Origin of the sequence: Streptomyces hokutonensis (assembly GCF_042751305.1) — a bacterium.
Classification (GTDB): Bacteria; Actinomycetota; Actinomycetes; order Streptomycetales; family Streptomycetaceae; genus Streptomyces; species Streptomyces hokutonensis_A.
On record NZ_JBHYWD010000043.1, the window covers coordinates 15,114 to 29,012 of the forward strand.

Annotated in this window: 10 protein-coding genes and 4 pseudogenes; 6 read left to right on the top strand and 8 right to left on the bottom strand. The window is 66.7% G+C overall.

Going from position 1 to position 13,899, the window contains the following annotated elements; translation table 11 throughout:
• Positions 1 to 126: 126 nt before the first annotated feature.
• The 3 genes and pseudogenes from ACFXC1_RS51275 to ACFXC1_RS50085 form a co-directional block, all read right to left on the bottom strand.
• Positions 127 to 1,220, bottom strand: a protein-coding gene (locus tag ACFXC1_RS51275) for an IS630 family transposase (protein ID WP_463294426.1) whose coding sequence is annotated in 2 segments (ribosomal slippage) — positions 127 to 771 and positions 774 to 1,220 — 1,092 coding nt in all. Because the reading frame shifts where the segments join, the coding sequence is not laid out codon by codon here.
• Positions 1,221 to 1,323: 103 nt separating this feature from the next.
• Positions 1,324 to 2,595 carry an IS256 family transposase gene (locus tag ACFXC1_RS50080; protein WP_381256907.1) on the bottom strand — a complete coding sequence of 424 codons (1,272 nt, stop codon included), beginning with the start codon at positions 2,593 to 2,595 and terminating at the stop codon, positions 1,324 to 1,326.
• 221 nt (positions 2,596 to 2,816) lie between these two features.
• Positions 2,817 to 4,089 (bottom strand): annotated as a pseudogene (locus ACFXC1_RS50085) (IS256 family transposase).
• A 362-nt stretch (positions 4,090 to 4,451) separates the two neighbouring features.
• On the opposite strand from ACFXC1_RS50085, the gene ACFXC1_RS50090 reads away from it, so the two are divergent.
• Complete coding sequence (locus ACFXC1_RS50090) at positions 4,452 to 4,817, top strand: DUF6193 family natural product biosynthesis protein (protein WP_381256858.1); 366 nt, start codon at positions 4,452 to 4,454, stop codon at positions 4,815 to 4,817.
• A gap of 241 nt (positions 4,818 to 5,058) precedes the next feature.
• Here ACFXC1_RS50090 and ACFXC1_RS50095 read toward each other — a convergent pair whose 3' ends face one another.
• Entirely contained in the window at positions 5,059 to 5,568 is a 510-nt protein-coding gene (locus ACFXC1_RS50095; protein WP_381256860.1) for an HNH endonuclease, read from the bottom strand.
• A 532-nt stretch (positions 5,569 to 6,100) separates the two neighbouring features.
• On the opposite strand from ACFXC1_RS50095, the gene ACFXC1_RS50100 reads away from it, so the two are divergent.
• The gene (locus ACFXC1_RS50100; protein WP_381256863.1) at positions 6,101 to 7,954 is read left to right on the top strand and encodes a pentapeptide repeat-containing protein; all 1,854 of its coding nucleotides are present in this window, start codon (positions 6,101 to 6,103) and stop codon (positions 7,952 to 7,954) included.
• A gap of 290 nt (positions 7,955 to 8,244) precedes the next feature.
• A pseudogene (locus ACFXC1_RS50105) lies at positions 8,245 to 8,571 on the top strand (transposase); the annotation flags it as partial.
• A gap of 104 nt (positions 8,572 to 8,675) precedes the next feature.
• On the opposite strand, the gene ACFXC1_RS50110 reads toward ACFXC1_RS50105, so the two are convergent.
• Both ACFXC1_RS50110 and ACFXC1_RS50115 read right to left on the bottom strand, forming a co-directional pair.
• Positions 8,676 to 9,566: a hypothetical protein gene (locus ACFXC1_RS50110; protein ID WP_381256866.1), complete on the bottom strand. Its 891-nt coding sequence runs from the start codon at positions 9,564 to 9,566 to the stop codon at positions 8,676 to 8,678.
• A 103-nt stretch (positions 9,567 to 9,669) separates the two neighbouring features.
• Positions 9,670 to 10,686, bottom strand: a complete 1,017-nt coding sequence (locus tag ACFXC1_RS50115) for a S1 family peptidase (protein WP_381256869.1) — start codon at positions 10,684 to 10,686, stop codon at positions 9,670 to 9,672.
• A 1,080-nt stretch (positions 10,687 to 11,766) separates the two neighbouring features.
• On the opposite strand from ACFXC1_RS50115, the pseudogene ACFXC1_RS50120 reads away from it, so the two are divergent.
• Positions 11,767 to 11,969 (top strand): annotated as a pseudogene (locus ACFXC1_RS50120) (NUDIX domain-containing protein); the annotation flags it as partial.
• Between the two features lie 23 nt (positions 11,970 to 11,992).
• Here the strand turns inward: ACFXC1_RS50120 and ACFXC1_RS50125 are convergent.
• A complete protein-coding gene (locus ACFXC1_RS50125; RefSeq protein ID WP_381256871.1) occupies positions 11,993 to 12,298 on the bottom strand; it encodes a helix-turn-helix domain-containing protein in 306 nt (101 codons plus the stop codon).
• A 127-nt stretch (positions 12,299 to 12,425) separates the two neighbouring features.
• Between ACFXC1_RS50125 and ACFXC1_RS50130 the strand changes: the two are divergent.
• Positions 12,426 to 12,800: pseudogene (locus ACFXC1_RS50130) on the top strand (transposase); the annotation flags it as partial.
• Positions 12,801 to 13,139: 339 nt separating this feature from the next.
• Positions 13,140 to 13,346, top strand: coding sequence for a hypothetical protein (locus tag ACFXC1_RS50135; protein ID WP_381256874.1), 207 nt, complete (start codon positions 13,140 to 13,142; stop codon positions 13,344 to 13,346).
• A gap of 37 nt (positions 13,347 to 13,383) precedes the next feature.
• Here ACFXC1_RS50135 and ACFXC1_RS50140 read toward each other — a convergent pair whose 3' ends face one another.
• The gene (locus tag ACFXC1_RS50140) at positions 13,384 to 13,662 is read right to left on the bottom strand and encodes a hypothetical protein (RefSeq protein ID WP_381256876.1); all 279 of its coding nucleotides are present in this window, start codon (positions 13,660 to 13,662) and stop codon (positions 13,384 to 13,386) included.
• Between the last annotated feature and the right edge of the window lie 237 nt (positions 13,663 to 13,899).

Genomic DNA, 13,899 nt, shown 5'->3' on the forward strand with positions numbered 1-13,899 from the left:
CCACCCCCAACCCCCCACCCCCCCCCCCCGGGGGGGGGGGGGGGGGGGGCGCCGCCCCCCCCCCCCCCCCGCCCTCTCACACCCACACCTGGAGCCTGGAACACCGGTCAGCGGGTCTATCAGGAATTACTGAGCTCGTCGGGTTGTTGTCGGGTGGTGGGTGAGGGTGAGGCCGGTGCCAGCGAGGCAGCCGTCGATGAGGTCGGGCCGGAGCTGGATATGGCGCAGGCCACGGCGGAGAGTGCGTTCGAGGTGCTCGTCGTCGGTGAAGGCGGTGTTGGCCAGAGGGCCGCGCCGTAACAGCGACCAGATGCCCTCCACCGGATTCAAGTCCGGCGCGTAGGAAGGGAGTTGCACGATGGTGAGCCAGTCATGCGCGGCCGCGTACTCCCGCATCCCGGCGGCCCGGTGGACGTTGAGGTTGTCCCAGATCAAGACGATGGGGGCCTTGAGCTGGATGTGGGCGCGGACGACCAGGTCGCGGTAGTCACGCCAGGAGAAGCTGTCGCGTCCTGTGCCCTTGTGCTTGCGGTGGCGGCGCGGCCGGTAGATCAGCCGCGACGTCTCGCCCTCCTTGTAGCAGCACATGGCGGCGATCGACCAGCGGCGCCAGGACCGGCCCCGCACCCGCACCACCGGCGTGTGCCCACGCCGGCCCCAGGTGCGGGCCCGTGGCGGAGTCATCGAGAACCCGGCCTCGTCCTCGAAGACCACAAAGGCGTCCAGCGCCGCCGCAGTCATTCCGCCTGCGGCCACACGTCCTTCTTCCACAGGGCGACCGCGTGCTCGTCACGCTCCAGTGCCCGACGGGCGGGAGACTGCCAGGACCAGCCGTGGCGGTGCAGCAGCCGCCACACGGCCGCCGTCGAGCAGTCGATACGGAACTTGAGGGCGATCAGGGCTCTGATCCGTGCCAGGGTCCACCGCTGGTCCTCCCAGCCGTGCCCGGCGGGGCCGAAGGCCAGCTCCTTCTCCAACTCGGCGAACTGGCCGTCGGACAGCCTGGGCAGTTTCGGCGGCCCAGCGGTGGCAAGGGCCTCCATGCCGCCCTCCCGCCAGGCATGCCGCCAGCGTTCCACCGACCGCTCACTCACCCGCAGATCCCACGCGATCACCGCGGTCCGCTCGCCGCGGGCGAACCGCTCGCCGGCCTCGTACCGGATCCGCTCACGAAACTGTCGTCGCTCGGCGGTCAAGCCGCCGCCCTGCGCATACCGCATACCCCCGGCCTACCGCAGGGATCACTACCCGACAACAACCCGAAGAGATCAGTAGGTGTGATTCGTCTGTTTGGCCTACGAGTTGGTGGGTGGGCTGTTCGGCCTACACTCGTCCGGCGGTAAGGCGGCCGTCGAAGAGGACGTCGAACTCGTTGAGGGCGGACTTCCAGCGGTTGTTCCAGCGCTGTCGGCCGCGGCCGGTGGGGTCGAGGGCGAGGGTGGCGAGGTAGAGGCGTTTGAGGGCGGCCTGCTCGTTGGGGAAGTGCCCGCAGGCCTGGGCCGCGCGCCGGTAGCGGGCGTTGAGGGACTCGATGGCGTTGGTGGTGTAGACGACCTGGCGGATCGCGTCGGGCAGGCCGAGGAAGGGCACGAACTCGCTCCAGGCCCGCTGCCAGGTGCCGGCGATCGAGGGGTAGCGCTTGCCCCACGTGGCGTCGAAGTCGGCGAGCCGTTGCCGGGCCTCGTCCTCGTTGACGGCGGTGTAGACGGGCTTGAGGTCCCGGGCGACCTCGGCCCAGTCCCGGCGCGATGCGTAGCGCAGGCTGGCGCGGATGAGGTGGACCACGCAGGTCTGCACGACGGTCTGGGGCCAGACGGTGTTCACCGCGTCGGGCAGGGCGCTCAGCCCGTCGCAGACCAGCATGAGCACGTCGCGGACGCCTCTGTTCTTGATCTCGGTCAGGACGGTCTGCCAGTACTTGGCGCCCTCGCCGCCGTTGCCGGCCCACAGTCCGAGGATCTCGCGGTAGCCGTCCGCGGTGACCGCGACGGCCACGTAGACCGGCCGGTTGGCGACGTGACCGTCCCTGATCTTGACGTGCACGGCGTCGATGAAGACGACCGGGTAGACCGGATCGAGTGGGCGGGTGCGCCATTCCGCCATCGATTCCAGGGCCTTGTCGGTGATCGTGGAGATGGTCTCCTTCGTGGTCGTCATCCCGTACGTCTGGGCGAGGTGGGAGACGATCTCGCCGGAGGTCAGGCCCTTCGCGGTCAGCGAGAGCACCAGGTCGTCCAGCGCGCCGGTGCGGCGGGCGTGCACGGGCAGCAGCCGGGGCCGGAAGGTGCCCAGCCTGTCTCTGGGGACCTGCACCGTCACGGCGCCGACCTCCGTCATGACCTTCTTGGCCCGGTAGCCGTTGCGCATGTTGCCGCCCGAACGGGACCCGCGTCCGCCGATCCGGCCGGCCTCGGCGGCGAGGTGCTCGTCCATCTCGGCCTCCAGGGCGGCCTGCATCAGATGCTGGGCCAGTTCGGGCAGCAGCCCGCCCTCGCCCATCAGCCGCAGCCCTTCGCCGCCATGGACCTTCTCGGCCGCGAGCGCGGCGAGCTCCTCCAGCAATTCGCTGGACAGACCGTTCTCAGACACCGGCATCGACTTCACGTCGGCACCCTGGACACTGCCGTCGGCCACGGCAAGCGACACGCGGTCCACGGCCTCGATCAGGTGACCTGTCGTCGCATTCATCAGATGACTCCTTCGGGAAGGATCACACCTAATTCATGACACTCCCCGGTCAGCCCCAGAAGTCGGCGCGCGGGTCACGTCCGCGGGAGTGGTGTATCGACGGCCACTCGGTGATCTCTTCTGTGAGGCTAAGCGGTGAGTTCCGTCGGGACGGGGGTCTCGTCGGTTTGTGACTCGATCGGGTGGAGGCGGGCCTTGGCCAGGAGGTCGAGTCCCATGTAGCGGCGGGCTTCGGTCCATTCGTCGTTCTGCTCGGCCAGGACCGCGCCGACGAGGCGGATCAGGGCGGTGCGGTCGGGGAAGATGCCGACCACGTCGGTACGGCGGCGGATCTCCTTGTTGAGCCGTTCCTGCGGGTTGTTCGACCAGATCTGCCGCCGGCTCTCGCGCGGGAAGGCGGTGAACGCCAGGACGTCGTGCTGTGCGGCGTCCAAGTGGGCTGCCGCTTTGGGGAACTTGGCCTCCAGGGCGTCCAGGACGTGGCGCATCTGGGCCTTCACGGCGTCGGTGTCGGGCTGTTCGAAGACGGTCCGCAGCAGGGTGGCGACCCATGGCTGGGCCGACTTGGGGACCTGGCTCAGCAGTGCGCGGGCGGTGGGGGTACCGCCTGCGCCCGTTCAGGGCGTGGGGGAGGGTGCGGCACCGCTGCCAGCTCGCGCCGGGCAGGGTGGCGCCGATCGCGTTGCCCAGGCCCATGTGCGCGTCGGAGACGACGAGTTGGACGCCGGACAGGCCGCGGGCGGTCAGGGAGCGCAGGAAAGCGAGCCATCCGGCGCCGTCCTCGGCCGTGGCGACGTCGATGCCGAGGATCTCGCGGTGGCCGTCTGCGTTGACGCCGACCGCGATCAGTGCGTGGGCGTTGATGATGCGGCCGCCCTCGCGGACCTTCTGGGTGAGTGCGTCGGCCCGGACGAACGCGTAGGGCCCTTGGTCCAGGGGGCGGTTGCGGAACGCGGCGACCTGTTCGTCCAGGTGCTTGGCCATCGCGCTGACCTGGGACTTCGACAGCTGGGTGACGCCGAGGGACTCGGCGAGCTTCTCGACTCGGCGAGTGGAGACACCCAGCAGGTAGGCGGTGGCGACCACGCTGATGAGGGCCTGTTCGGCCCTGCGGCGTCGCTCCAGCAGCCAGTGCGGGAAGTAACTGCCGGTTCTGAGTTTGGGGATGGCGAGTTCGACGGTGCCGGCCCTGGTGTCCCACTCGCGCGGGCGGTAGCCGTTGCGATGGTTGACGCGTTCGTCGCTGACCTGCCCGTATTCGGCGTTGCAGAGGGCGTCGGCCTCCGCGGACATGAGCGCGTCGGCGAACGTCTTGACCATCGCGCGCAGCAGACCGGGACTCGCCGCGGCGAGGTTGTCCTCGGCGAGGGCGTGCAGGGGCAGACTGTCAGGTGCGGTCATCGTGCTGATCTCCTTCGAGGCTTCGACACTTCGAAGATCAGCCGGTGGCCGTTCAACTATGCGGGCACCATCCCGATGTCGGAGCAAACCCCCGGATCAGGTTGAACCCGTACACCACTTCCCTGGACGCAACCGCATCCAGCCGCACTCGCTCCCGGGCTTCCCTCGCGGCGTCGGTCAAGCCGCCGCCCTGCGCGTACCTCACGGTCACAGCAGTACAGCGCAGAGGACCCAACACTCAGCCGAACGACCCGACATCACCCAATCAAATTCAGTAGTCCGGCGAAAGGCGTCGCCCGCATCACAGGGCGGCGCCTTTCACGTGTGTTGACGGAATGCCACTGAAATCGGATGATTCTCCTGTGCGAACACGCGAAGAAGAGTGGAATGCAATCCTGGATGAATACAGGCCGCCACATCTGCCAGGTGGTCGTGCCACGGAGGAAATGTGGCGAATACTTTCGGCCGCCTATAATGATCCGACGTTTCGCGCCCTTTACCCTTCTCTCTCTACGTGGTCGCTGACCGTGTCGGATGCCGACTCGTTCGCCGACATCAAAGACGAGTTCCCTGCCATCTCCGCAGCATCGGGAGAGTATCGCGTTCTCGCCTGGCCGCATCGTGAAGGTATATGCCTGTTTCTGACCAGTGATGCCCTGGAGGCAGTTGAATTTGCCGCCGAACTCATCGAGGATCGGCGCGCAACCACATCCGAGAATGAGCTCTGACGAGGTTTGCTGATCAGGTTGGTGCTGGGTGGATTTCGAGTCTGGTATAGGCGAGAGCAATGCTCAAGACCTGTGGATCGGCCTCGGGTTGGGACGTGAAAGGGCGTACCTTCCCGAGTGATCGACAGGTCACCGAGTAGACCGACGTTGCACCGTCGGTAGGGAAGGGGGAAGTAGGCCGCCGACGAGGTGCCTGAGCTGGTCCTTTTCCGACGGCCCCTTCCCGAACCGGGCGTGCGGCTTATGACCGCACCCGGCTCTCCAGTGTCGTGCTCTCCGCGTTCTGCCCGGTCGGCCGTCCATTGTGGATGGCGTGGTGGCAGTTGCGGCAGACGACCAGTGTCTTGCGCTGGCGGCTGGCCATGCGCTCGGCCCAGGCGGGCATGGGTGCCCGCCCTTTCCTCCGGAGGTCCTTCAGGTGCCGGACGTGGTGCACTTCGACGTTCTGCGCGGAGCCGCAGAGTTCACAGGATTCCGCGAGGAGTCGTTGCACCAGTTCGGACCGTTGGTTGTTCCAGACCTTCGGGGGCTGGTCGTCAAGGGTGCGGACCCTGATCTTGCGGGCCAGGGAGATCCCTCCCCACTGAGCTACCAGCGGCTTTCGATCGTCGCCCCGCTCGATGGTGACTTGCAGTCCCGCACGGGGGCCGCGGTCGGTGGCCAGGACGGCACGATAGCGTCGGTAGACCTCGGGGACGAAGCTTGCCCTCCACGCGACCGCGGCGCAACGCGAGGCGACATCCCATCCCATCCACAGGTCTTGACGATTACTCCCGATGTACTGGACTCGCGAGTCTGGAAGCGATCCGAATCATCGCCGCGAGTTCATCGAAGCTGATCAAGCCGCCACGAGGGCCATCGCCACTCGGCTTCGCGAGCTTTACGGCTTCGCGACGGGCGGTTGATCCGGCGGCTCCCGAAGCTGTTCGGCGGCCAACTATGGTGCTCAGAGTGGCCAAGTGAGGCGCTCAGTCACATCAGTGATAGTTGGCCATGCGCATTCATAGTTGGCTACAGAGCAGGAACCGGCTGGACGCAAGCCTGCGTGGTATCGCAGGCGAGTCCTAACCAGCACGGATCTGTGGAGCCGCCGCGCGATGAGCACGCCACCGTCCCCTGTACGCCAAGCACCTCTTTGGCCTCACTGCGCCCGCGGTGCTGACCCCGCCACCGACCCTGTCGGCTGCCGCGGTGTCCACGTCTCCGGCCACACCGTGTGCCTCGCTCACCTGGCCGACCCCGACCGCGCCGCCTATCTGGCCGGCCTTACCCCTGGGGCCCCCATGGATCACCGGGGCACCTCCTTCACCGAAAGCCTTCTGGCCCAGCTTCTCGACGCGTTCCGCGACCCCGCCACGGGCAAACCACACCTCGGCCTCGCCCGGTTCGATGAGGCACAGTTCTCCGGCCCCGCCCGGTTCGACAGGGTGCAGTTCTCCGGCCCCGCCCGGTTCAACGGGGTGCAGTTCACCGGCGACGCCGTGTTCGACGGGGTGCAGTTCACCGGCAACGCCGAGTTCTTCGGGGTGCAGTTCACCGGCGACGCCATGTTCCACGCGGCGCAGTTCACCGGCGAGGCCATGTTCTTCGGGGTGCAGTTCTCCGGCCCTGCCCGGTTCGACCGGGCGCAGTTCTCCGGCCCTGCCCGGTTCGACCGGGCGCAGTTCTCCGGCCCCGCCACGTTCGATGAGGCACAGTTCTCCGGCCCCGCCACGTTCGAGGGGGCCGAGTTTTCCGGCCACGCCATGTTCCACGCGGCCCGGTTCTCCGGCCGCACCGAGTTCCTCAGGGCGCAGTTCTCCGGCACCACCAGGTTCGACCGGGCGCAGTTCTCTGGCCCCACCATTTTCGGTGCGGTGCAGTTCTTCCGCCTCGCCATGTTCCACGAGGCGCAGTTCTCCGGCCTCGCCAGGTTCGACAGGGTGCAGTTCTCCGGCGACGCCAGGTTCGACGGGGTGCAGTTCTCCGGCGACGCCAGGTTCGACGGGGCGCGGTTCGATGGTGCGTCATCGTTCGGGCCGCTGGTGTGTGCGGGCCAGGTTGTTCTAGCCGGGGCGGTGTTCGGGGTGCCGGTGACGCTGGAGATAGCGGCGGACTGGGTGGACTGTGAGCGGACCCGGTGGGATTCGACAGCAATCATCCGCCTGCGCTGCGCGACGGTGGACCTCAGTCACGCAGTCCTGTCCGCCCCCGCAGCAGTCGTCGCCCATCCCACCCCCTTCACCATCGGCGGCGGCCCGCCGGTGGACGAGAGCCGGCTGACAGGCCCCGCCGAGGTACGGGTGGCCTCGGTGCAGGGCGTGGATGCCGCCCACCTGGTTCTGACCGATACCGACCTGAGCGACTGCCTGTTCTCCGGAGCGTTCCACCTCGACCAGCTCCGCCTCGAAGGACGCACCACGTTTGCGCCCACTCCCACGGGCTGGCACCACCGCGGCGTATGGCCGGTCCGCTGGAGTCGCCGACGCACCCTCGCCGAGGAACACCACTGGCGCGCCCAGAGCGCCAGCCGGCCTGTGCTTCCCGCAGGGGCAGTTCAGCCTTGGCAGTGGCGTCCGGGACCACATCACCCCGATCCCGCGCTCACCCCCGACCCCGAAGACGTCGCCGCGCTCTACCGGCAGCTCCGTAAGGCTTTCGAGGACGGAAAGAACGAGCCCGGCGCAGCCGACTTCTACTACGGCGAGTGCGAGATGCGCCGCCACGACACAACCGGGACCCCGAAAGGCGAACGCCGCCTGCTGTGGGCGTACTGGCTGCTCTCCGGCTACGGCCTGCGCGCCTCCCGCGCCACCGGCTGGCTCCTGACCGCCATGACCGTCACCGTGCTGCTCCTGATGGGCTTCGGCCTGCCCACCCACGACCCCGACCCCGCCACCACCGGCACCCTCCACGGCAGCAAGATCAACCTCACGACCAGCAGCCCCGCCCCCGCCCTGCATGGCGGATGGCACCAGCGCATGAACTGGACCCGCGCGGAGAAGGCCACCCGTGTCGCCGTCAACTCGGTCGTCTTCCGCTCCTCCGGGCAGAACCTCACCACCGCCGGCACCTACATCGAGATGGCCTCCCGCCTCTTGGAGCCAGCCCTTCTCGCACTCGCCGCCCTCGCGGTACGCGGACGCATCAAACGCTGACCACTCAACGAACACCAGCCGCGTCAACTCCCTGGAGGTCAGCTACCTCTGGACAAATTGGCCAACTGCCGCTGAGCACAAGACGGTTACCAGCGGTCTTGCCACTGCCCATGGCCAACTAACGCTGGAAGTGTGCGACACGAAGTCGCTCCAGGTAAGTAAAGGACAGCCGCGTGAAGGAGGTATCGATCGGCTGAACTTCGGGCCAGTGTCCAAGGCCCGTCCCCGCGCTCCCATGCGTGGGAGTGTAAATCTAACGGCGGATCCGACGATCATGGGAGAGACGTCAAGTGACTGATACCGCCGTGGAGTTGGAGACTGTGGAGCCTGTCGAGAGTGCCCAGCCTGGGCAGCCTGCGCCCGTATCCGATGAGCAGCTGGTCGCGATGCTGGTGGAGCGGGCCCGGTCGGAGGGGCTGCAGCTGACCGGGCCGGAGGGGCTGCAGCTGACCGGGCAGGGTGGGCTGCTGCAGCAGCTGACGAAGCGGGTCTTGGAATCTGCCCTGGAAGGTGAGATCACCGATCACCTCGGTTACGAGAAGCACGATGCCGGCGGCCGGGGCAGCGGCAACTCCCGCAACGGGAGCCGGGCCAAGACCATGCTGACCGACGTTGGGGAATCGTCTCGTTCCCGTCTCCGGTCGGAGGTACTGTCCGTTGACCTGACCACTCGCCGGACGCCAGGCTTCACGAGAGCGTGAGGTCAGCAGTGGAGAGAGAGTCAACTTCGCCCGGGCGTCTCCCGGTATGCCACCGGTGCGCCCGTGGACGCGTCGAGCAGGACACGGTCGCCCATAGGCTGAACCAGCTTGACCGTCACCTGCTTCTCTCTGCTCTGCGCGCTGCAGTCACCCTCGTCCGGGTTTTTGATGGCGGCCGACAGCACTACGCTCCCGCCGGTTTCCAGCACCTCCACGGAGGGGCCGGCATCGCAGGCACCGTGATATGCGATCACGGTTAACGATCGCCCGTCTCCGGCAACCTGAAGCAGCCGACCGAGCGGTGCCAACTGGCTGTCGGAGAAGTTGTGGGCCGGCTTGATCGGCGACTGAGGGGGCGTTGACGGGTTGACGGCGGCCCGCTTCAGGGGCGAGGTGTAGCCCTGCAGGGTGAAAAGCCAGGCCGGGACCGTCGCTGGTCCGCGAGTTGTGGCCAGCGTCATGGTGCCCAGCTTCGCGCCGACCACCGTAAGTTGAGGTCCGTCGATGCTCGCCTGCGCGAGGGTTTTGTATGCATCGTTGGCGCTCATAAGCGGCTGTGTAAGCGACTTATTGCTCGACCAGGCAACCCGGCCGTGCTTCGGCCAGGTGGTGGGCAAGTCGCCTCGCAGGGCGAAGTTCTGGGTCTGGTAGGCGCGCTTGTCGTCCTGGCTCCGCAGGCCGCCTTGCGGCAGCTGTACCGCTGGCGCTACGGGGTGGTAGCCGGCACGCCATGCGCCAGCTGCCTGTGAGCCGTCCCAGGCTGTGGCGACCTGTCGGGCGCGTTTCGTGGCTGCCTCGGCTTGGTTGTCTACTTCCTTCTCGCTGCCGCAACCGGAGACGGCACCCATGGCAACGGCAGACAGGGCCACCAGGGAAAACAGCCTAGTGGCGTGCGATGTCCTGATACTCATGTTGTCTCCCATGGGAATGGCGACGCGGCAGGATGTGTCGTCACTCTGACGCGGTAGGGCCAGTACAGGTTCACCGGTTGCGGCAGCTATAGAGGGCGATCCGTCAGTAGACGTGAAGGCCGCGCTCGTTCAGCACGGTTTGCACTGGCGTGTAGAAGGATTGGCGGTCGCTCTGCGCGTCCGAATCTCCACACGGCTCGTCGAGGTAGTTGCCGCCCGAGGTGCTGCCCAGGGCGGTCGTCCCGGTGAACAGGGGGCCTCCGCTGTCGCCGTGCTTGGAGCAGAGGCTGGTCTGGATCATGCCGTACAGGGTGGTGCCATCGGTGAAGGTGACGGTCGTGCTGGTGTCCGTCACGCTGCCGACAAGATCTTGGCTGGTGTCTCCGAGCCGCCTCACGGCCTCGTTCTCGGCAGGGTAGCGGGAGCTTGTTATCTGGGCGTTTGTCCCTCCCCCGTAATGAATGGTTCCGGGGGTTTCGAGGTTGGCGTTGTCCACCTTGATGGTGGCCCAGTCGCAGCCGCGTGTTTCAGCGTCACAGTACTGCGGGTCAGCCCCGTACCTGTACGCGGTCTGGATCCCAATGCGTGTGGCATCTGCGTTGACCAGCCAGACGTTACCGGTGCCCGGTACACAGTGGCCGGCGGTGAGCGTATAGACCGCTCCCGCTGAGTTGTGGGTGTTGAATGCGGCCGAGCAGCGCCATCCGGAAGACCAAATCCCATTGCCGCCGCGGAGGGTGGTGGCAGCCTCCAGCTTGCCTCCGATCCTGTCGATGCGCACCGCACCCGGGTGAGCCGACGCCACCTCTTCAATCCGAGCCCGGTCGGTGGCGGACACTCCGTCGAAGATTTCAACGGACACCTGGTTGCTGCTGGCCTCGACTCCCCATGCCGTGTTGGGAATCCCTGCCAGTTCGTCGAACTCGCCTTGAATAGAAGCAAGTTCGGCTGTGCTGCGGGTAACGAGCTTCGGGACTCCGCCGGCGTCTTGGACGGATTGCGCTGCGCCTGCGTCAGTGACCGCGACAACGAGGCGCCCGTCCCGGTAGTACACGCCGCCGGTTCGGCCATCACCGAGTTGTGCCGCCAGCGCTGCGGCTTGGCTGGGGTCGGTGAGCACTCCTGGGCCATCGTCGGCGGATGCCGGGGATACTGCGGCGACAGCAACCAGGAGCGCGGCTAAGAGTAACTGTGTGGATCTCTTCCGATCGTGTCTCACTTGTGTGAACTCCAAGGGTTCTAGACGCAAATAGAACGATTGTTCGGAGGGAGCGTTTGTGACTATAGATCACCGTGATGTTGCCGATGTGCTCCGTGCACAAAGTGGGTAGCGGGTCTTCCGCTTCAGGCGAGGATGCTGCTGGCCGGGCTGCTTTGATCGCTCGCCAACGGCCAGTACCTGCATCGCCAATCTGATCGTTCATGAGGGGGTGTCAGTTTGAAGGCGAAGCGCCTTCGCGGTGGGGGTTGGCGGGGTTTCGGAGGCCGGGCAACGCTTTGCATCTGGGTGTGCCCGCTGCTTACCTGCCGCGCCTTCCCTTTCTCTGCACGCCGGTGACCATTCGACTATTCACCTCAAAGTTGCTGATATCGTGAGAAAGATTTGGATATGGGAAACCGCTCACCGAGCTATTCGCCGTGGTAGCTGCTTCGCAAGCGAAGCAGCGCCAGGGATGCGAACGCACTGGTCAGCACCCCCTTCTGCGTGAGCGATGCGTGAGCGGACGGTACGGCAGGAGACGTCCTGACGTGGACTGCACCTCAAGGCGAACCTGTCCTGACCTGGTCGTTCCGGACACTGAGTCAGCGTCTGGAACGACCCAGCACGATCCAGCCAGGACTTGTAATGCGTAGGTCGTCGGTTCGAATCCGACAGGGGGCTCCATGGAAAACCTCAGGTCAGGACTCTGACCTGAGGTTTCTTGTTTTTTTGACCTTGGAGTCCGGCCGATCGGGCACCTGTGGGCTACATATCGCAACGCGTAGGTCTGGAATCGACGCCGCCGGTCGGCTCCGGTCTGTCAGGTTCGGTGTGATGGGCAAGCGTGCAGCGATCGTGCGGATGGGGCCCGATTGCGTGCGGTCGCGAGCGCCCTTGGGGCCGCAGGGTTGTGGTGTCCGGACAGGCTCACGACGATCGCGTTCCGCCGGGGGCGCGATCGACGACCAGCCCAACGTCCTCGGGCCCGCCCTCGGACCCATGACCGCAGCCACAACGCCGAGTTCACCCAAAGGAGCCCAAGGCCTGGGGGACCTACCCGTCGGCAAGAGTGAACCCGGCGAGCCCATCACCGAGACCGCGGTGCGCGAGCTGCATGAGGAGACTGGCCTGACCGTGAAGCCGGGTTTCTGAAGGTCGCTCACATCAGCCACGGTGCCTGGGGCGTCGAAGCCCCCAACGGCCCGACTGATGCTCCTATTGCCTGTCAAGTGGCTTCAAGCCAGTCGCGGTAGGCGTGGGTGAGGTCGTCGTCGCGGCGGATCCCGCGTTCGAGGGTGGAGATGGTGGCGGGCCAGACTCCGAAATGCTGGGCCGCCGCGGTGAGGGTGAGGTTCCTGGATTGGCGCAGGGGCCGCAGGTCGGCGACGTCGGGGACGACGACTGTGCTGGTCAGGCAGCGGAACATCTCCCGGGCGATGGCCCGTTTCAACAGCCGGACGATCTCCTTCTTCGTCCGTCCGGCAGCCGTCTGGCGTGCCACGTACTCGCGGGTGCGGGCATCGCTGGACATGCGGACCAGGGCGATCGGTAGGAGCAATGCTCAAGACCTGTGGATCAGCGGGAGGGACGCGGAGGGCGTACCTTCCCGATGATCCCTTGACGGCCATCGAGTAGGCCCGCGTTGCAGCGCGGGTCGGGAAGATCGGGCCCACGCCGAGAAGGCGATCGAGGCTTTCGTGAAGACCTACGGCACGAAGTGGCCCAAGGCCGTCGCGAGGATCACCGACGACGCCGAGGAACTGCTGGCGTTCTACGACTTCCCGGCCGAGCACTGGGTCCACCTGCGGACCACGAACCCGATTGAGTCGACGTTCTCCACGGTCAAGCTCCGCACGAAGGTCACCCGCGGGGCGGGCAGCCCTGCTGCGGCCCTGGCCATGGTGTTCAAGCTGGTCGAGTCCGCCCAGGCCCGCTGGCGCGCGATCACTGGAGCGCACCTCGTGCCCCTGGTCCGCGCTGGTGCTGTGTTCGAGAACGGCCTCCTCGTCGAGCGCGAGGAGCGGGCAGCTTGATCACGTCAGAGAGCGCCCGGCCGGGCCGTGACGGGGCCAGTCCAGCTGCACAGATCTTGATCTATCCTCGGCCCTTCACGACCGGGACAGGGGCGATCAGGCATGGCGTATCGGGTTGGCGACGAAGTGATCGTCTCTTGCGAGCCGGCAAGCGCCCGGGTCGTCTCGGTGAATGCGACCCACATCCGTCTCCAATGGCCATGGGGAGAGATCGATAAATCCGGGCAAGTTCGCTGGAACGGGACATTCCACCTCCCGTGGGCCGATGCAAGCGGTGAATGGACCCCGTATCACTTCGAGCCGGCGCCTCCTGCCCTCCGAGCAGGAGATGTCTGCACGGTGTCGATCCCGCCCACTCGCCTCTGCGTGGGGCACTACGAGGAGTACGACCCTCCTCGTGACTTCGGCTGGCTTCCCGCCCCCACCGCCGGAATTTACGTCGTTCCGCCGGAGAGCTTCGACCCGGAGGACGTGGACGAGACCGCGGGGTGCATGCTCTACCTCGGCGGAGCAGAGCCCCACCGAGTAGAACCTGTCCAGGACTGAGTCGCCAACCGCACGTCATCTCGTCCACAGGTCTTGACTATTGCTCGTGCTCGTGACGGCGGCGGAAGGCGTCCAGCTCGATCGCCTCCAGCGGCAGCAACAGCGGCTCCTCCGAGTCCGCGCCGCCCAGGACCGCCGTCTGGATCTGCCGCCTGTCATCCCGCACGAAGCCCCGCCTTTCGTCCCAACTCATCGTGCCATCAACGGTGTTGGCCTCACAGACGATCGACGTACTCACGCTGTTGGCCGCCGCCCGCAGCACGACCCGGGACACGTCGACGCCCGATACCTCGCCTCCGCTTACGACCGCGCCCAAGTGCTGTAGCCGAGGTTAAGGTGCCCGAGGCGGGACAGGCTCTGCACGTCCGCGCCGAAGGACCTGGTGAACAGCCTCTTTGCCTTCGCCGCCGTTCCGGTTGGGCGCCCGCGGGAACAGGTGACGCCCTGCCCCGGCAGTCGGGGCAGGGCGGGACAAGTGGGGCGGAAACCCGGGGGTTGGCGGGGCGGGGGGTTTGCGCAGGTGAATTTGGGGGGGTACCAGCCGGTGGGGGTG

Coding starts and splice junctions, on each gene's coding strand:
- ACFXC1_RS50125 (WP_381256871.1), bottom strand. CDS start 12,298: ATGTCCAGCGATGCCCGCACCCGCGAGTACGTGGCACGCCAGACGGCT.
- ACFXC1_RS50110 (WP_381256866.1), bottom strand. CDS start 9,566: ATGAGTATCAGGACATCGCACGCCACTAGGCTGTTTTCCCTGGTGGCC.
- ACFXC1_RS50100 (WP_381256863.1), top strand. CDS start 6,101: ATGGATCACCGGGGCACCTCCTTCACCGAAAGCCTTCTGGCCCAGCTT.
- ACFXC1_RS50095 (WP_381256860.1), bottom strand. CDS start 5,568: ATGGGATGGGATGTCGCCTCGCGTTGCGCCGCGGTCGCGTGGAGGGCA.
- ACFXC1_RS50080 (WP_381256907.1), bottom strand. CDS start 2,595: ATGCCGGTGTCTGAGAACGGTCTGTCCAGCGAATTGCTGGAGGAGCTC.